The following is a 16,949-nucleotide window of genomic DNA, read 5'->3' as shown; positions in this document are numbered from 1 at the left end:
AAGTGATTGGGAACTGCTATTGTTTTAGGTCAAAAATTTGTTTTTTCTTTAACTAGTGTGGTTTTTTTCAACACCGTCTGGCTAGGTGTGCCTAAGCATTCAGCATTAGAGAGAGATTTGCCTTATGACTCTCACCGTTTAATCGATAAAATTCATGGCCGAAATTAAGTCGGTAAAGTGCGCTAACGTCGGTTTTTAAAGATTCGACAGAATGGTAAGCGGCAGAAAGTTAAAATATTATGATCTCTATCAGAGGGGGATATGGCATACCGTGCATTCCTTAACCATAATTAAGGCGTGTGAATGGGTAGGGAAATCGCCATGAGAAATGAATTGGATGCGAGCAAAGTATTACAGGCTTACGAATGTGTGATGAACAACGGGACACCAACCGAGTTCGGTAAAATTTATGAAGGCGTTGAAGCGTTTTCAGATTACGATGGTTACAACGTTTTTTTGAGAGGGAACGGTGTTGAGCTCAAAGTTGGCTTCCACAACACTTACCACCTTGAGTACGACCAAGAGCACTTGAAAGAGAGTTTTTTGAAAAAGATTGCAACGCTTGCCAAGTAAGCCGCATCATACTGATTAAAAAGCCCATGGGGGAAAGCGCCCTTGGGCTTTAGGATAAGAATATAGGCCAATTACGACATTCACTCAGTACAAGAGAATGAGCGTTTGTCAAAGGTTTGGCGGCTGGTTATCTGTTATTAATCGTCTTCAACCAAACTCTCTTCAATTAAGTCTTCCGACGCTTCCGTTTTGCTGCGACCGTTTAGCGTGTAGAAGCGCTTGCGGCCACGAGCGAGGTTGGTGTACTTCAACCAAGTACGCTCAAGTTTTGTTTTCGCTTTGCTCGGGTTTTTTAGCACCTTGACGAAGTGTTTCTCTTCGCTATTTTCTGGTGTTAATTCGCCAGACTCTAAGCCAAGTATCGTATCCCCGTAAATCGTTAGGATTTCCTCTTCTGAAAGAGTAAAATCGCCAGATTTTGCAAAGCCGCGTGGGAATTTTACGTTGTCGTAAAAACGTTTTTTGCCATGACGGAATTCAGTGTCAGACATGTCAACAGCCTCTGTAACCGTTATTGATGAAGGTAATGAACTACGTCGAAAATTAGGCGCAAATCTAACAAAAGAAAAACAAAACATTTTTATCGTCATGATATCAATTAGTTGTTAATCTGGTTTTATATTAACCAGGAGATGGTTTATGGATGTAAAGGTCTTTCGAACATTTTTAGAGCTGGCAAGGGTTCGTCACTTCGGACGCGCTGCTGAGAACCTCTATATTACCCAAGCGGCGGTAAGCGCTCGCATTAAGCAACTGGAAAGTTATTTCGATACGCAATTGTTTATTCGTGATCGCAATAACATAAAGTTGACCTCAGCCGGTGAGCGTTTAACGAGCTATGCGGAGGTAATGGTCAACACCTTACAACAAGCCAAGCTAGAGTTGTCACTCGAGGACGGTAAAGCCTTGCAACTGACTTTAGGTGGCACACCGAATATTTGGGACGCTTACTTACAGAATGGTTTAAGTGTTGTGACCGACGCTTTTGGTGGATATGGCTTTATGGCAGAGGTCATGGGCCGTGAAATGCTTAGCCGAAGCCTGTTAGAACGTACGTTGGACATGGCATTTGCCTTTGACCAAATAAAAGCAGACGAGCTGAATTGTAAAAAAGTCGCTGATGTTGTGCTGGTCTTGGTGTCGACCGAGAAAAATTCATTAGAGACAGTGTTTGAAAATAAATACGTCTATGTGGACTGGGGCACGCGCTTCTCCTCTGAGCACACTGAGCGACACCCGAAAATCCCAGCGCCGTACCTGCGTACTTCAACCGCTCGGATCGCGTTAGACTTTATTTTAGAGAAGGGCGGTGCAGCCTACTTACCCGTATCACTGGTAGAGCCGTTTACTGCCAATGGGCAGCTCCACAAGGTGTCTGGTGTGGAGGATTGGTATCGACCTATCTATTTGATCTATCGTAAAGCTAGCTCGTCTGTAGACGCAATTAAGCAGGTGGAAGACATTGTCAAAGAGATCGACCCTCTCACGGCTTACAGTTTTCAGAAAATGGGATCGGCGATGGTAGATGAGTAGCATCGCACTCGGCACTCGACTTAGAGAAAATAAAAAGCTGCCTTAGGGAAACCAGGCGGCTTTTATTTTATTGAATTGAGAGTGACGGAAAGTCGAATAGTGTCGCCGAGCCTTACCGTAATCCTTAAGAGAGTTTGTGGTTTAAGATGTTATCTAACGCGACTTTTCCCGCGCCAGAGAAGGCTAGTGACGCACTTGCAGCGAGTAGTGCTAAGCCGAATTCATAACCGTTGTTTGCCATGAATAAACCGTTCCCTAAATGAACGGAGAATATCGCCACAACCATTGTGAATGCTAAAGCGACTGCGGCTGGTCGAGTGAGCAAACCAAGTAGAATAAACAAGCCACCAACTAATTCTGCGCTACCAGCTAAAAATGCCATTAACACGCCTGGTCCTAAACCTATCGATGCCATCCATTGACCTGTGCCTTCTAACCCGTAGCCACCAAACCAACCAAATAGCTTTTGCGCACCGTGCGCCATAAAAATAATGCCGATAGGAATACGTAAGACGAGTGAGCTGTAGCCTGCATTTGAGTTAGTGATTTTCTGTAGTCTTGCTTTCATGATTCTGTCCTCTGACTCTTTTTAATGAGTGGGAAGCGTGCGCCCCCGTGCTGTTGAGAACAGTTTAGGCTGAGGTATTGTGATAAATAACGAGTTGAATTTGACAAGCTAGTTCAAAAAAATCGAACGTCGCTTTAATTGTTTTTATTTTCAGTGGTTTGATTTTTATTTTTTGGGGATATTTAAGCTATTTGTAGGTTTATTTAATCATCTCTATCATTATTTTCGAAGGTCTTTGCGTTTTTATGTTAAAAAAAGAGCACAAGGGGATGTGCTCTATTGCTTTCACTAGTATCCAGGAGGAAGGAAAGGTGTGAAAGAGAATGATTAAAGGTTCATCAGACTTTCCAGTGACTCTTCTACACAGTTGTAGTGATAGGTTCGGATATTACGCCCATCTGTGGCATTAATTTGAATTTCTGAGATCTCGTTGCCAGAGTCACGTTCAATAATTCCAATAGAGTGATCAACCGATCTACTAGTAATCACCTTTTGGTTTCTTAGTACAATTATGCAAGTGTGTAAGTCCATGCCAATTCCCTTTAGCCGACGTTGTTGTGATATTCAGAATATAACTTTAGTGTACAAAAGCACTAATGCCAATAAATCTCAATATTGAGTTCCGAAAATGACTAATCATGAGCACTTTTGCATTCTATAATATATACCAAATAGACTTGGTTCTGCATCTTTAAGTCATTTGAGTAGAATTATTACATTAAACAGAACCAGTCAACACCCAATGCAACAAAGTATTCGCTAGGAAAGGATTATGTTCATTCATCCCCAAACATCGTTGACATCCGAGCAGTGCCATAAAGCACGAGTGTCACGGGATAGTCGTTTTGATGGGCGATTCTACGTTGCAGTAAAAACGACCGGCATTTTTTGTCGCCCGATCTGTCCTGCAAATCTGCCGAAAGAAGAAAACGTAGAGTATTTCACTGATAAAGCGCAAGCACTCAAAGCCGGTTACCGTCCTTGTTTGCGTTGTCGTCCTGATAGTGCCCCCGGTTCTTGGGCGTGGAAGGGGGTAGAGACGACTTTTCAACGTGCAATTTCGTTAATTGATCGCGGGGAGCTGCATCACCACTCGGTGTCTGAGTTGGCTGAGCGTGTTGGGATCTCGGATCGTTACTTACGTATGCTATTTGAACAGTACCTCGGCATGTCACCAAAACAGTATGCGCAATACCAACAATTAATGTTTGCTAAGCAGTTACTCCATTCGAGCGCAATGTCGGTTAGTGAGGTGGGCTTTGCCGCGGGTTTTAATAGTACACGCCGTTTTAACGATGCTTTCCAGAAATTGCTTAAGTTAACGCCCTCTCAAGTGAGAAGAAAAGAATGGGATGGTGTCAGTACCAATCGCATCGCATTGCCTTATCGGGGCGAGTTAAATTGGCAGTACATGTTGGACTTTTATCGTTTGAGAGCAATAGAAGGCATTGAACAGGTGTCGGGAGAGAGTTACCAGCGCACCGTTTATCTGGATAAGAGCCAAGCGTGGTTTAAGACGACAAAAGGAGCCGGACATTTAGAGCTAGAGTTTGAAATTGAAGATGTGACAAAGTTGCAACTGTTGGTGTTTGGTGTCCGGCGAATGTTCGACCTCGACGCAGATATTTGCACGGTAGAGCAGCATTTGGATTATGTCGCGCCGGGATTAGTTGCGAGCAGAGGCGTTCGTATTCCTGGTGTATGGAGCGCTTGGGAGGCGGGAGTGCGAGCGATTTTGGGACAGCAAGTGTCGGTCAAGGCCTCCATTGGTCAGCTCAACTTGCTGGTGGCAACGCTGAGTGAACATGAAGATACTCGCTATTTTCCAACACCCAATACCATCGCGAATGCTGACGTGAGCTTTTTGCGCATGCCGCAAAGCCGTAAAGAAACACTGATTCGCTTTGCTCGGTTTATGCAGTTCAATCCCGAAACTGATCCGCAGCAATGGTCAGATCTAAAAGGCATTGGGCCTTGGACGGTCAGTTATGCTCAACTGCGCGGACAATCTCAGCCTGATTGTTTTTTAGATAAAGACTTAGTAGTAAAAAAGGCGATGCAGCGTTATCCATCATTGAATTCACATACCGCCGCCCCTTGGGGAAGCTACGCGACGTTTCACTTATGGAATCAATCATGACGACCGTTTATACCAAAATGCCGAGCCTATTAGGTACGGTAACGATTCAGACCAACGCTGACGGCCTACTCGGTATTTGGTTTGAGACTTGCACGACCAAGCCAGATGAGTTGGGGAAACGAGATGAGCAGCATCCGATTTTGCGCCAAACAGTGATTCAATTAAATGAGTACTTTTGTGGCTTACGTAACGAGTTCGACTTACCACTTGCGGCGACAGGTACCGATTTTCAGAATCAAGTTTGGCTCGCGTTGACCACCATTCCTTATGGTGAAACATGGAGTTACCAAGATCTTGCCAACGCGATTGGTAATCCAAAAGCGGTGCGTGCGGTGGGTTTAGCGAATGGTAAAAATCCGCTCTCGATAGTCGTGCCATGCCATCGCGTGATCGGCAAAAGTGGCAAGCTTACCGGATATGCGGGCGGGCTTGAATGCAAGCAACGCTTGTTAGCGTTAGAACAGGGCATACCGCTTTAAAACCAAAGCCCCGAGATACGGAGCCTTTGGTTTTTCTTAACGCTTGCTCGCTGTTAGGTTATTTGTTTGGATGACCAGCATTTAACGATGCTCAATATTAAGTAAATAGAACGCCGTTAATCCATAAGTGTACGGCAATACTGGCGGCGTAACCTAAAGCGATGACCGGCGCCCATTTTAAGTGGCCAAAGAAGGTGTATTGACCACGCGCGGCTCCCATTAGTGCCACGCCTGCCGCCGAACCTATTGACAGCAAACTGCCACCGACACCAGCGGTAAGTGTGACGAGTAGCCAGTTTCCCATCGACATGCTTGGCTCCATAGTCAGCACGGCAAACATGACAGGAATATTATCGACAATGGCAGAAAGTATCCCAACCACAACGTTTGCCCACACGGGATCCCATTCGGTGTACATAATGTTAGAAACCAACTCTAAGTAACCGAGTAAACTTAGCCCGCCGACACACATCACCACGCCATAGAAAAAGAGTAACGTGTCCCACTCGGCACGCGAAATACGATGGAAAACATCGAAGGGTACCACTGACCCGAGTCTCTTCAGTGCATGCTCGTCTCCATTGGCGATCGCCATCGCTGCCTTTTTCGCCAATGAGTTTCTGAGCGTTTGGCGCAAAAAATAACCGAAAAACTGCAAGTAAGCCAAACCCATCATCATGCCAACGACGGGTGGGAAGTGCAGTAATGCATGAAAAGAGACCGCCGTCGCGACCGTTAGAATGAATAGAGCGACGATACGCCTTGCACCACGTTTGAGCTCCACATGCTGATGAATGGTGTTTGGTTTGGTGTTTGGTACAAACAGTGACATTACAAATGCAGGAATCAAGTAGTTCACTAAAGCCGGCACAAAGAGAGGGATAAATTCTGCAAAACTGACGTGTCCGGCCTGCCATACCATTAGGGTTGTGATATCACCGAAAGGGCTGAATGCCCCGCCAGCATTGGCAGCAATGACGATGTTGATGCAGGCGAGGTTGACGAATCTTGGGTTGTCACCAGAGACTTTCATTACCACAGCGCACATCAATAAGGCCGTGGTTAAGTTATCTGCAATGGGTGAAATAACAAAGGCGAGAAACCCAGTGAGCCAAAATAACTGCTTGAAGCCAAAGCCTTTTCCCACCATCCAAGCTTGAAGTGCATTAAAGAGTTTCCGTTCTTCCATCGCATTGATGTACGTCATCGCGACTAAAAGAAACAGCAACAGTTCGGCGTATTCCAGTAAGTTGTGTTCTAGTGCGGTTTTGGCTATTTCAGGTTGGTTGTTATGCGCAAAGGTGTAGCCAATCAGAATCCAAATTAGCCCAGCCGCGAGTAATACTGGCTTGGACTTTCTCATTTTCAGATACTCTTCCAACATAACCAAGATATACGCGATAGAAAATATTATTAGCGCGGTGTAACCGACGGCAGAATTAACAAGATTCAGTTCACTAGTGGCGGCAAAGCTAGAGCTAGAAAATAGCAAGCAGCAGAAAGCCACTACTGGATAGATTGGCATAGACATTTCTCCCTTGTCTGGTTGGAGAAATATTAGCCATAAATTAGAGGGTTAGTTGTGAGAGAGTTCGAATTAACAGTAGGAGTTAGGAAAAACGCATCGCGCGCCACTACTTTCTGAGTGACGCAATGCTTGCTGCACCAAATAAAATGGCAGCAGCGTATAAACCGTAAGTTAACCAGTGACTAATTTCTAAAAAAGGAACGAGTCCTTGACCTGCCCACATACAGCCTCCGTTTAATGAGCAATGTTGTTATAGGCGAACCAATCTAAAGGAAATGAACAATGTTTTTTGTGAGTAATGGCAAATTATGAAGGATTAGAAAGTCAAAGTTTGGTCAGAGAGAAAACTTATCTTTACGAGCTTGCTCTCACCCAAAGGGATTAGAGCAAGCTATGTCGACAGCTGAATCTATTTAGCGCAATAGCATTTTTTTCAGTGGGGAGGCTTCCATCCCTTTTACTAAGAAGAGGGTGACTAAAATGGTCGCAGGATAAATAAACGCATCTTTGGCGAAGTCTTGTAATCCCATCAATCCAGCAATATTCATCATGATAATAACCACAAGCAGGTGACTGGCATAAATCCCAAGCACGTTTGGGGATAACTTAAATACCCAAGGCATATTGCCAAAGTTTGGGTGAGCCAGTAACCACATAAACACACCCAGTGCCCAAATTACAGTACCAAATAGGAAATCATGGGAATTGAAGGGCACATGGTGCTGCATCAACCAATATGCTTCGCCAAAATGCAGGGCCATACCAAGCAGTATGAGTCGAATAGTGTTATTCCTCGACCATTGCCATTGGTTGTCACGTGCTAGGTAACCGAATGCTACTAGCAAGGTGCTGAAAAAGGGACCATTTCGAGTAAAGAAAGGGGCTGGCAGGTCGGTAAGAGAGGAATAGCTGCCGGCAAATACGCCATAAATGTAGAGTAATACCGCGGTTGGAAGGAGCAGTTGAGCCATGTTAATACGTATCAACAATGTCACTAAGGCCACGGCAATCACCAATGCGGGAATAAACCATAAATGCACCAGACCGCCTTCGAAGATCGTGTTTATCGGGGTAGACATTAAGTATCCCCAATAGTTTTGCCGCTCCGCGAGGTAACCAGCTTCTGCCACCGTCTGCCATTGAAACGGCATGACTAAAGAGATAAGGCTCCAAATCACCCAAATCTTCATCAGTGGTTTGGCGTAGTTTTTAAAAGTTTCGACAGGGTCACGGCTCAATTTAGGTTGAATGAGGTAACCGGAAATGAGGAAGAAAAGTGGTACCGCAAAGCGGGCTAATTGATTGAGTATATAGCCGACCCAAGGTGTTTCATCCCATTGCCAATATGTGAGTGCCATTTGGCAGTGTAACCCTATGATCGCGACTATTGCGATGATACGAGCAAACTCTAAGCTGGCTATTTTTTGTTTCTTTGCCATACGTGACTGACCTACTAAATAAAAACTCAAGCGAACGTAGCAGTTTGTTGCTGTCTTCATGTATGAAAAAATCAACAGTTCAGCATTTAAATAGGGGGAGTTTTTAAATTTAAGACTAACTTCAAACTTCTTAAGTACGAATCTATCCACGCACTAGATAAGAGATGGATGAGTAGAATGCGCATCAATTAATGGCTCGACCAGTTAATTTTATATTGCAAAAAGAACGATCGTGCTAAAAAATAGAATCATGCAAAAAGGAAAAGTAACGAAAGAGTTTATCCTACAGCGTGCTTTTGAGATCGCCAGCGAAGATGGGTTAGAAAGTCTTACTATTGGTGAATTAGCTAAACAGTGCGGGATGTCAAAGAGTGGTTTATTTGCTCACTTTAATTCCAAGCTGAATTTGCAGCTGTCGGTGCTCAAACACGCGAATACAGTGTTTACAGCTCGAGTTATTGAACCGGCTCGAGAATTAGGCGATGCCAACATCGAGTGTAAAATTCGAGGGTTGTTGGATTGTTGGATGACGTGGAATCACGCCTTTCAAGGCAGCTGCATGTTTCTTGATGCTTGGAATGACACCGCAGAGAAAGATTGTCCGCTTCAGGCAGGGCTGCGTAAATCGATCGACACTTGGTTGAGTTATTTAGAAATACAAATTGCTAAAGGTAGAGACACTCGAGAGTTTGTTGCCAGTTTAGATACACGTCAAGCAACGTTTGACTTGTATGGACTCTACTTAAGTGCGCATGTTTTTTACTCAATTAAAGGTGAGGAAGAGAGCTTGCGCTTATTTTGGCAAGGTATTGATAACCTGTTTGCTCGCTGGAAAGGCTGACACGTAAAACATAACTATGGAGAGCGACAACGTTCGCTCTTTCTTATCAGTATAAAAAGCACGACCGTTCTATTTTTTGCTGAAGCTGATAATTAAGGAAAGATCATGAGTGAGAAAATTTATTTTAATACCTCGCAGCGTTTTAGTTTCAAACGTAGCTTGGTTAATATCAGTACTCGTTTACACCACACGCTTGCTCCATCGCATGCAAAAAATACCGCCCGAAAACTCCTGCTGACGCCAGCACGCACCCAACCTAAAAATGCGGAACCACAAGGCCTTGTAAAGGGAGAAATCAACGGTCATGGTGGGGTTATTAAAACCTACGCTCTGGGCTCTGGCCCTGTTTGGGTTTTGACTCATGGCTGGTCTGGCACGGCAAGTCAGTTTTATCCTTTAATGGAGCATATTGCAGCAAAAGGTTTTACGGCGTTGGCGTACGACCATCCAGCCCATGGTGAGAGTGAAGGACGGTATGGGCATATCCCTGGCTTTGTTAGAGGCTTAGAGGATGTACTGGATTCGGTTGACGATATTATCGGCTTAGTTGGGCATAGCATGGGAACCGCTTCTGCGCTTGAATGTCGACATAGTAAGCTAGACGGCAAACCTTTATTACTGATTGCACCGGTCCTTAACTATGTTGAAAACTTATTCGGCAGTATCGCGCGTTCTGGTTATTCCATGAAGCTTTTTAACGCAGTGGTCTCCGAAGTCGAAGAACAGTTTGGCTACCCATTACAGTCTATTGACCCATTGAAGCGTCTTTCTAAACGAAAGTCTCCGACCGTTATTGTGCATGATGAGCAAGATAAGTTCACTAAGCACAGTATTTCTGTTCAAGCCGCCAATGACATTGAAAATGTCGAACTGGTAACAACACAAGGACAAGGGCATGGTCGCGTAATGAAATGTGCACAAGTCTTCAGTAGCTTTGATCGCTTACTCGATCGCTCTTGGTAATCTCTTTGCTTCAGAGCACAAAAGCAAAGGGCAGCCGAAGCTGCCCTTTGTCGCTTAACCTTGCAGAATATCTGTAAGGTTGAGTGAGGTTTAGTTACAGTTAGCTAGGCCAACTTCTTTCCACACTCCCCATTTGCCAGACTTGCTTGGGTCGTCGCCCTTAGTCCACCATTTGGCTTCCCAGGTTTGACCTGCGTGAGTGACTTGGTTTCCACCTGTGTATACCGTACCTGCATCCCATGCGTTGTCACATGTGCCTGGGTTTGGGTCGGTGGAGTATTGTGCAACCACCACCGTCGCACTCGCAGTCGAAGAGGCTTTGCCATCGCTAACACTTACAGTGAAGCTTAGGCTGGTGTCTTGCGGGTATTCAGCCGCAGTAAAAGTGACTTTAGAACCTTGAACCGTTGCATTAAGACCTTGAGGCAGCGCCCAGTTGAACGTTAGCGCGTCGTTATCGGCATCGCTTGATGTTGATGCGTCGACGATCACGACATCGCCTGCGTTGGCCGTTGTTGGAGCGGTGACATTCGCGATTGGAGCGATGTTTTGTGGTGGTTCGACGACGTCAGTTGGCTGCACCGTTACTACGACGAGGTCAGATGCTGTTTCCCCTTCGTTGTCAGTGACTGTCAATTGGAAGGTAAGCTGCTCTTGTGTGGTGACTTCCGCAACGTCAAAGCTTGCTTGAGCAGTATCCACACCTGTAATAGCAACAGCAGTGCCAGAGACTTGTTCCCAAGCGTAACTTGCGATCGTCCCGTCCGCGTCTTTGGATAAGCTGCCATCTAGAACCACGTTGGCAGGGCCCGTAACTGATTGGTCTGCGCCCGCGGCTGCCGTTGGTTTACGGTTTGGTTGAGGAACTACGCCACCAGCCATACCTTCGTGCATTGCATTTAGAATATCGCCGTTGTCAGCATCAATTTCCCAAGAGAATAGCCCTGCCAGACCGAGAGATTTCGCGTAACTACCTTTCGCTAATATTGAGCGATGGTCATCAAACGTGATCAGCTCACCTGTTGAACGGTTCCATACCCATGGTGCTTCAGCTTGCGCATCGTAGCCATATTCAAAGCCGTTGATACCCGTATTGTTTGCTCCTAGCATGAATGACTTAATGCCTTTGTAGTCAATAACGCCATCTTCCCAAACCCCTTGATCTGTGCTGCCTTTTAGTTTTCCTGTTGCAGTACCTGTCATTGGGTCATTTGGCGTGGTGAGTGTATCAGGAGTGACACCTTCCCAACCACGACCATACATCGCGGCACCAAGAACAAGTTTGTTCGCAGGAACACCTTGTGCAAGAAGAAGTTGGATCGCATTGTCTGCAGTGTAAGCAGGGCCTTTGTATGGTTCGCCATTTTCATCAACGCCGCTGCCGTCACACTGACCGGGTGCCATGAACGAACCACAATAAAGTGCGGTTTGATGGCCTGGTACGTTATTCCAACCGCCGTAGAAGTCGTAAGTCATCGCGAAGATGTAGTCCATGTACTGAACCGCGTCTGCGTAATCGACGTCTTCAAGTTTATCGTAACCGATACCGATGGCTGAAGTTAGCTCGTAAGTACGACCAGTTTCTGCTTCTAACTCATCAAGCATTACGCGCAGTTCACGCATCAATGCGATGTATGCCGGGCCATCGTTTACCGGATCGCCTTTATCCGCAGCCGCACCGCCGCCACCAGGGTATTCCCAGTCGATATCCACGCCATCGTAGAACTTCCATGTTTTTAGAAACTTCTTAACTGACGCTACAAAAGTATCGCGTTTGGTTTTGTCAACGAAATCGTAGAATGGGTCAGATAATGTCCAGCCACCAATAGAAGGGATGATTTTTAGATCCGGGTTACGTTGTTTCAATGCCATCAGCATTGCATAGTTACCTTTGATAGGCGTGCTGTACTCATGACCAGCTTGAGGGAAACTCTTTTGGAATGCGGCCCAAGGGTCATGGATAACGACTTCATAATCAGGCACACCGTTACACGCTGTTTGCAGTGCATTGAAACTGTTACCACCCACAGACTTCACTGACTCATTTGGACCACAAACTGGGATAAAACCGTAAAGAATGTGAGTCAAGTTGTCGGCTGGCATATTATCGACAGTGTATTCACGACCATAGATGCCCCACTCAACAAAATAGGTGCCCATTACAACGCTCGGATCAGTGTTGTATGTTTTGTTGTTTGGATCAACGTTCATGGGTAATGGCTTCAAGTGAGAACCATCGGTATCGGCAATAGTGATTGCCGCCGGTGCACTTTTCGCACAACCAGTGGCATCACAGGCTTCGATTTCCATTTGGTACAAGCCGCCTTGGCCGTATTCGAATGTTGCTGTGGTTTGGCTACCAGTGATCGGGCCTGTCGCTACTTTTGCGCCATCAAAATAGACGTTGTAAGTATCGCCAGAAGTACCGCTCCACTGGTTAAATTTAACGTTGATTTTGGCTTGATCATGATATTTCACCATGTCGTAGTAGCCAGATGTGGTTTCCATTGCGAGTTCAATTTTAGAAAATTGAAGGTTGTTGGAACCGTACATATCAATACTTGGTGCGGTTGGAGCCGCCACTGCAGCGCCAGATAGCGCTAAAGCAACACCGGCTGCACATAGATTAAATCGAATCATAACTTCTCTCTCAATCCTTGGATTTATGTTCTACCGCGAACGCGAACATAGGCTGCTCTTGCACCAGACAATAAGATTAGATGTACTTCATGAGCAAAAGCATCACCCGTAGCATCCCAGAGAGTTTTTTTTCGTCAAAAAAAATAAAAACGCTTTTCGAGTCACCGGAGGTAAGTTCAATCAAACTCACACGCTGTTGCACGTAAAATGTCAGACTGAGTCAATAATTTATAAATTTTCGGCAGGAAGTGAATTTTTGTATACCGACTAGTGGGAGAATTAAATGCGATCAATGTTCTATTTAATTGTTTATTAAGGTTTTATTTACAGGATGGCCTGACTTGGAGTCTGGGTGACCGGTAATCCCTACAAGTCAGTCCTTTGACTCCCTATGAGAATTTAGCCAAATAGTCTTGAGATATATGGGATGGAAAGCGTTACTTGGTTAGGTGGCACAACCACACGCGAATTCTCCAGCTTGAGCGCGATAGGCTAATAAACGCGATAGGTTATTAATCGTCGTTGAAATGGTCACTCAGCGCTGATCGGCGCTGAGAGGCGACGCCTGTTTCTGAGCCTTGAACCGTATGTTCAAACCCTTTGCGAATAAAGCGCTGATCAGGCACTAAGGGTGTAATACGACGGAGCTGTGGTGAAAGGTGGGAACCGGAAATTTGATAGGCGGTTTTACCCAGCCCTGTGTGTAGCGTGATGACTTTACCATCAAATTCAAACTCTGTCGTGATAAGGCGGTGATTTCGATATACTCCGTCAGCAGAGAAGGTAAGGCGTTCAGTTTGATAAGGTGGCGCCCCAATTTCGATCCATTCCCCGTACACTTTTTCAGGATCGGAATAGTCCTGATAAGAGAGGTGGATTTGATAGCTGAGAAACGCTAACAGACTGCATCCAAATACGCTAAATGCGGTCTTAACGATCTTGAACTGGTGGCGAGCCCAAAATGAAAGTCGTGGTGCCTGGTGTTTTTTCCGCTTTCGGCGAGCTGAGTCAGTCATGTGTTGATTTCTCCTCCTTTTTCATCATGGTGAAAACCTTCGAGGGTAAAAACAAATAATCCCGTCTTTGAGACATAGAAACTATGATCTAATGTCCATTTTTATCGCCGGAGGTATGCTTATTGATGGTTTTGTTTTTATCAAGTGCTCGGAGTCTTACAGAGTCGATCTTACATTGCAGTGGTAAACCTTTGTGTGCCGATAAGCAGATAAAAAAGCGGATGTTGGATAAGGAAACCAATAATGAATATTTTCCTTGAACCCGCGCACGAGATACAACGTCTGGCTCGGTATCTTTGCGCTATTTATGCGTAACTGTGTATATACTTAACATAAGTACACCCATCGACCAAGGAGGAAGGGATGGCAGTACAACGTAAGCATTCAGATCTCTCTCCTCGTTATGAGGCGGAAGATCTCACCAACGAGCAACGACAGCGTTTTACTAAAGTCGCAAACGCAGCCCATAAAAGACGTGAGCTTTATAAACAAGCCTTAGCAAAAAGTTTTATGGGAAAAATCAAGGAGCGCGCGTTTAGACCGATCACCACTCAGCAGCAAGGCAAACCCAGCCGTGCCCGTCAAGTAATCTGGCTACTGGTCTTTTTAGTGTTGAGCTTATGGGCAATGCATGTGTTTGCTTAACCCGATCACCTTTAATGACGTCAACTGGGCCTGAATCGAGTAGCGCTATTCAGTCCACCTCGATGTGGCAGAAAAGTGCGTTTAGCGGGCAATTCGTTACGTTGAGTACAGGTCTGAACATACGCAAACCTTTTTCTATATGTCTCGCTACATAAATGTTCATTCATGAAACAGTTGATCCGCACCACCAGTTTTGGACACTGAGTTAAGTGAGTACAATCACTAACGAGGTGAACCATGACAAACAAAAAGAAACGTATTATCCATTCTCCTGAATTTAAAGCCGAAGCTCTGAAGCTAGCAGAGAAAGTGGGAGTAGCTGCGGCAGCAAGACCGTTCTCCTTACATGAACCTCAGACCTACGGTTGGCGTAAGGCTGCAAAGAAAGACACCACAACCAGTCAGCGAGAACAAGAGCTAGCCGCTGAAGTAGCCAAGCTCAAAGGTAGTTGGCAGAACAAGCAGAAGAGCTAGATATCGTAAAAAAGGCCGCCCCTACTTCGCGAAAAATCTAAAGTAGATTGCTATGAATTTATGCTCGAACACCTGCTGTACTTCATGTTTTCCGCATGGGGAAGGTGTTCAGGGTTTCTCGAAGTGAGTTTTATTATTGGATTAAGCATCGCCACAAGGGCATCCAGCGCGAGATAACTCGCCAAGAGCTTGATACAAAGGTCAAAGACGCTTTTGACAACAGTAAAGGTCGAGATGGTTCGCGATGAATCCAGCACGCAAGTTTAAGTGTACAACGGACAGCAAGCATAAGATGCCTGTAGCTCCGAACTTGCTAGCTCAGGACTTTAATGCAACGGATCCAAATCAGAAATAGGCAGGTGATATCACGTATCTTGCCACAAGCGAAGGCTGATTGTATTTGGCTGTGATCATTGACCTTTACTCACGACAAGTAATCGGTTGGTCGATGGATACGAGGATGACAGCAACACTGGTCTGCGATGCATTATCAATAGCTCTGTTCCGTCGAGGGTTCCTAGAGGAAGTTATTGTTCATAGTGATCGTGGTAGCCAGTATTGCTCGAGAGAGGTCGGTAATCAAGGCATCAAGTTGATGGATGTAAAACAAGGTAAAGCGAGCCTTGAGGATTTTGTCGCACAGATGTCACCTGAGCAACTTGCGACGATTGTACGCGGAGAGGGCATGTGTAGTCCGAAGGTCACACCGGGAACGGCAGCGGCGTTTGGTGGTGTGTCTGATAGCTTATTTGAGTTGGGCATTCCTGTCGCCGCCGCGGCAGATGGGCCGTCCGGTATTCGTATGGACAGTGGTCATAAAGCGACCCAAGTCCCCATTGGTACCTTACTTGGCTGCACTTGGAACTCAGTATTGAATGAAGAGTTGTTCTTTCTGATTGGTCAGGAGCTGCGCGCAAACCAGATTGATACGTTACTTGGTCCTGGTATCAATATTCATCGCCATCCGTTGAATGGTCGCAACTTCGAATACTTTTCAGAAGACGCATTGATGACGGGTATGATGGCGGCAGCGCAAACTCGTGGTTTAAGCAAAGCAGGCGTGTCCGGCACCATCAAGCACTACGCGGCGAACGATCAGGAAACCGCACGTGTGGATGTCGACAGCGTTATGTCCGAACGAGCGCTGCGTGAAATTCACATCAAGCCGTTTGAAATGGCAGTAAAATACGGTCAAGCCACGACTATTATGACCTCTTATAACCCTGTTAATGGTTATTGGGCGGCCTCTAATTATGATTTGAATACGACCATCTTACGTGACGAGTGGGGCTTTACCGGCATTGTGATGACCGATTGGTGGGCGAAAATGAATGACCCCATTGAAGCGGGCGAAGAGAGTAAAACCTTCACATCGTTTATGGTGCGTGCGCAAAACGATCTTTACATGGTAGTGGAAAACGATGGCGCAGAGAAGAACGCAATGGGGGATGACACCTTGCCAGCGCTAGACAATGGCACACTGACGATTGGTGAGTTGCAACGCAGTGCGATGAACATTTGCCGCTTTATCATGGCTGCGCCTGTAATGAACCGTCCACTCAAAGCGTACGAACCAGTTAAAACTTTTGTGGCGCAATCACAGCGACCGCTGGGGAATATCTACTCGGTGGAACAAGACATTGTGCTTAATACCAAAGTGGATACTTCGTTGGTGCTTGAAGTGGCCGAAGAAGGTGTTTACCAGTTTAGCGGTATGATGAAATACCAGCGTGATTCATTGGCTCAGTCTTCTTGCAGTTTGTTCCTTAATGGGGATTTCAGCATGACGTTGCCATTGCATGGCACTGATGGTGAGCTGATCACGGTAGAAGGGTTAAAAGTAAAGCTGGAACCGGGGTTCTATACCTTGGATATTAATTTTGTGAAGCCGGGTTTAGAGCTAGAAAAAATCATCATTATCAGCGAATGAAAATAAATTGAGCTGCTGATTGTTCAGTGCGAAAAAACAGCGGGCTGTGGTGTTGGGGGGGCGTTCATTCCCCCCTTAGAAAAGCAGCGTGACATTTTGTACAAAAGATATACAATCCGCGCGTAAAGTAAATAATGTTAGCTGCCTCACAGGATTCTGTTGGGCAGCTTTCTGTTTAGG

Annotated in this window: 14 protein-coding genes and 2 pseudogenes; 9 read left to right on the top strand and 7 right to left on the bottom strand. The window is 45.6% G+C overall.

The genetic code is table 11. The features are described from left to right. Nucleotides 1-321 precede the first annotated feature (321 nt). The gene (locus AC3D28_RS17320; protein WP_098414533.1) at nucleotides 322-573 is read left to right on the top strand and encodes a DUF3081 domain-containing protein; all 252 of its coding nucleotides are present in this window, start codon (nucleotides 322-324) and stop codon (nucleotides 571-573) included. A 137-nt stretch (nucleotides 574-710) separates the two neighbouring features. On the opposite strand, the gene AC3D28_RS17315 is transcribed toward AC3D28_RS17320, so the two are convergent. Continuing rightward, nucleotides 711-1,064 carry a MaoP family protein gene (locus AC3D28_RS17315; protein ID WP_488536123.1) on the bottom strand — a complete coding sequence of 118 codons (354 nt, stop codon included), beginning with the start codon at nucleotides 1,062-1,064 and terminating at the stop codon, nucleotides 711-713. 148 nt (nucleotides 1,065-1,212) lie between these two features. On the opposite strand from AC3D28_RS17315, the gene AC3D28_RS17310 reads away from it, so the two are divergent. Continuing rightward, the gene (locus AC3D28_RS17310) at nucleotides 1,213-2,106 is read left to right on the top strand and encodes a LysR family transcriptional regulator (protein ID WP_488536122.1); all 894 of its coding nucleotides are present in this window, start codon (nucleotides 1,213-1,215) and stop codon (nucleotides 2,104-2,106) included. 124 nt (nucleotides 2,107-2,230) lie between these two features. On the opposite strand, the gene AC3D28_RS17305 is transcribed toward AC3D28_RS17310, so the two are convergent. Together AC3D28_RS17305 and AC3D28_RS17300 are read right to left on the bottom strand one after the other, a co-directional pair. Then, the gene (locus AC3D28_RS17305) at nucleotides 2,231-2,674 is read right to left on the bottom strand and encodes a DoxX family protein (protein ID WP_488536121.1); all 444 of its coding nucleotides are present in this window, start codon (nucleotides 2,672-2,674) and stop codon (nucleotides 2,231-2,233) included. Between the two features lie 327 nt (nucleotides 2,675-3,001). Then, nucleotides 3,002-3,205, bottom strand: a complete 204-nt coding sequence (locus tag AC3D28_RS17300; protein WP_488536120.1) for a hypothetical protein — start codon at nucleotides 3,203-3,205, stop codon at nucleotides 3,002-3,004. Nucleotides 3,206-3,446: 241 nt separating this feature from the next. On the opposite strand from AC3D28_RS17300, the gene AC3D28_RS17295 reads away from it, so the two are divergent. Next, nucleotides 3,447-4,814 (top strand): DNA-3-methyladenine glycosylase 2 family protein, encoded by a 1,368-nt coding sequence (locus AC3D28_RS17295; RefSeq protein ID WP_488536119.1) that lies wholly within the window; start codon nucleotides 3,447-3,449, stop codon nucleotides 4,812-4,814. After that, nucleotides 4,811-5,293, top strand: coding sequence for a methylated-DNA--[protein]-cysteine S-methyltransferase (locus AC3D28_RS17290; RefSeq protein WP_488536118.1), 483 nt, complete (start codon nucleotides 4,811-4,813; stop codon nucleotides 5,291-5,293). The genes AC3D28_RS17295 and AC3D28_RS17290 overlap by 4 nt, the downstream gene beginning before the upstream one ends. Before the next feature lie 97 nt (nucleotides 5,294-5,390). Here the strand turns inward: AC3D28_RS17290 and nhaD are convergent, their stop codons facing one another. Both nhaD and AC3D28_RS17280 read right to left on the bottom strand, forming a co-directional pair. After that, nucleotides 5,391-6,818 (bottom strand): sodium:proton antiporter NhaD, encoded by a 1,428-nt coding sequence (gene nhaD, locus AC3D28_RS17285; protein ID WP_098414396.1) that lies wholly within the window; start codon nucleotides 6,816-6,818, stop codon nucleotides 5,391-5,393. A 416-nt stretch (nucleotides 6,819-7,234) separates the two neighbouring features. After that, on the bottom strand, nucleotides 7,235-8,260 hold the full coding sequence (locus AC3D28_RS17280; protein WP_488536117.1) for an acyltransferase: 1,026 nt from the start codon (nucleotides 8,258-8,260) through the stop codon (nucleotides 7,235-7,237). A 250-nt stretch (nucleotides 8,261-8,510) separates the two neighbouring features. On the opposite strand from AC3D28_RS17280, the gene AC3D28_RS17275 reads away from it, so the two are divergent. Together AC3D28_RS17275 and AC3D28_RS17270 are read left to right on the top strand one after the other, a co-directional pair. Next, nucleotides 8,511-9,101, top strand: a complete 591-nt coding sequence (locus AC3D28_RS17275) for a TetR/AcrR family transcriptional regulator (protein ID WP_488536830.1) — start codon at nucleotides 8,511-8,513, stop codon at nucleotides 9,099-9,101. A 105-nt stretch (nucleotides 9,102-9,206) separates the two neighbouring features. Next, nucleotides 9,207-10,064, top strand: coding sequence for an alpha/beta hydrolase (locus tag AC3D28_RS17270; RefSeq protein WP_488536116.1), 858 nt, complete (start codon nucleotides 9,207-9,209; stop codon nucleotides 10,062-10,064). Between the two features lie 90 nt (nucleotides 10,065-10,154). On the opposite strand, the gene AC3D28_RS17265 is transcribed toward AC3D28_RS17270, so the two are convergent. Together AC3D28_RS17265 and AC3D28_RS17260 are read right to left on the bottom strand one after the other, a co-directional pair. Beyond that, on the bottom strand, nucleotides 10,155-12,704 hold the full coding sequence (locus AC3D28_RS17265; protein ID WP_488536115.1) for a glycosyl hydrolase family 18 protein: 2,550 nt from the start codon (nucleotides 12,702-12,704) through the stop codon (nucleotides 10,155-10,157). Nucleotides 12,705-13,216: 512 nt separating this feature from the next. After that, on the bottom strand, nucleotides 13,217-13,720 hold the full coding sequence (locus AC3D28_RS17260) for a DUF2850 domain-containing protein (RefSeq protein WP_488536114.1): 504 nt from the start codon (nucleotides 13,718-13,720) through the stop codon (nucleotides 13,217-13,219). A gap of 363 nt (nucleotides 13,721-14,083) precedes the next feature. Between AC3D28_RS17260 and AC3D28_RS17255 the strand changes: the two genes are divergently transcribed. From AC3D28_RS17255 to AC3D28_RS17245, 3 genes and pseudogenes are all read left to right on the top strand, one after another. Next, nucleotides 14,084-14,365, top strand: a complete 282-nt coding sequence (locus AC3D28_RS17255; protein ID WP_488536113.1) for a hypothetical protein — start codon at nucleotides 14,084-14,086, stop codon at nucleotides 14,363-14,365. A 237-nt stretch (nucleotides 14,366-14,602) separates the two neighbouring features. After that, a pseudogene (locus AC3D28_RS17250) lies at nucleotides 14,603-15,410 on the top strand (DDE-type integrase/transposase/recombinase); the annotation flags it as partial. A 3-nt stretch (nucleotides 15,411-15,413) separates the two neighbouring features. Beyond that, a pseudogene (locus AC3D28_RS17245) lies at nucleotides 15,414-16,769 on the top strand (glycoside hydrolase family 3 protein); the annotation flags it as partial. Nucleotides 16,770-16,949: the final 180 nt, after the last annotated feature.

This window comes from Vibrio sp. TAP-3B (assembly GCF_057784735.1).
The sequence above is the reverse complement of the archived record's forward strand: the minus strand, read 5'-3'. Positions and strand labels throughout refer to the sequence as shown.

What these genes read in the sequence shown, in the direction of transcription:
- AC3D28_RS17295 (WP_488536119.1), top strand. Translation starts at nt 3,447, where the DNA reads ATGTTCATTCATCCCCAAACATCGTTGACATCCGAGCAGTGCCATAAA.
- AC3D28_RS17290 (WP_488536118.1), top strand. Translation starts at nt 4,811, where the DNA reads ATGACGACCGTTTATACCAAAATGCCGAGCCTATTAGGTACGGTAACG.
- AC3D28_RS17255 (WP_488536113.1), top strand. Translation starts at nt 14,084, where the DNA reads ATGGCAGTACAACGTAAGCATTCAGATCTCTCTCCTCGTTATGAGGCG.
- AC3D28_RS17300 (WP_488536120.1), bottom strand. Translation starts at nt 3,205, where the DNA reads ATGGACTTACACACTTGCATAATTGTACTAAGAAACCAAAAGGTGATT.
- AC3D28_RS17270 (WP_488536116.1), top strand. Translation starts at nt 9,207, where the DNA reads ATGAGTGAGAAAATTTATTTTAATACCTCGCAGCGTTTTAGTTTCAAA.
- AC3D28_RS17320 (WP_098414533.1), top strand. Translation starts at nt 322, where the DNA reads ATGAGAAATGAATTGGATGCGAGCAAAGTATTACAGGCTTACGAATGT.
- AC3D28_RS17315 (WP_488536123.1), bottom strand. Translation starts at nt 1,064, where the DNA reads ATGTCTGACACTGAATTCCGTCATGGCAAAAAACGTTTTTACGACAAC.
- nhaD (WP_098414396.1), bottom strand. Translation starts at nt 6,818, where the DNA reads ATGCCAATCTATCCAGTAGTGGCTTTCTGCTGCTTGCTATTTTCTAGC.
- AC3D28_RS17275 (WP_488536830.1), top strand. Translation starts at nt 8,511, where the DNA reads ATGCAAAAAGGAAAAGTAACGAAAGAGTTTATCCTACAGCGTGCTTTT.
- AC3D28_RS17260 (WP_488536114.1), bottom strand. Translation starts at nt 13,720, where the DNA reads ATGACTGACTCAGCTCGCCGAAAGCGGAAAAAACACCAGGCACCACGA.
- AC3D28_RS17305 (WP_488536121.1), bottom strand. Translation starts at nt 2,674, where the DNA reads ATGAAAGCAAGACTACAGAAAATCACTAACTCAAATGCAGGCTACAGC.
- AC3D28_RS17280 (WP_488536117.1), bottom strand. Translation starts at nt 8,260, where the DNA reads ATGGCAAAGAAACAAAAAATAGCCAGCTTAGAGTTTGCTCGTATCATC.
- AC3D28_RS17310 (WP_488536122.1), top strand. Translation starts at nt 1,213, where the DNA reads ATGGATGTAAAGGTCTTTCGAACATTTTTAGAGCTGGCAAGGGTTCGT.
- AC3D28_RS17265 (WP_488536115.1), bottom strand. Translation starts at nt 12,704, where the DNA reads ATGATTCGATTTAATCTATGTGCAGCCGGTGTTGCTTTAGCGCTATCT.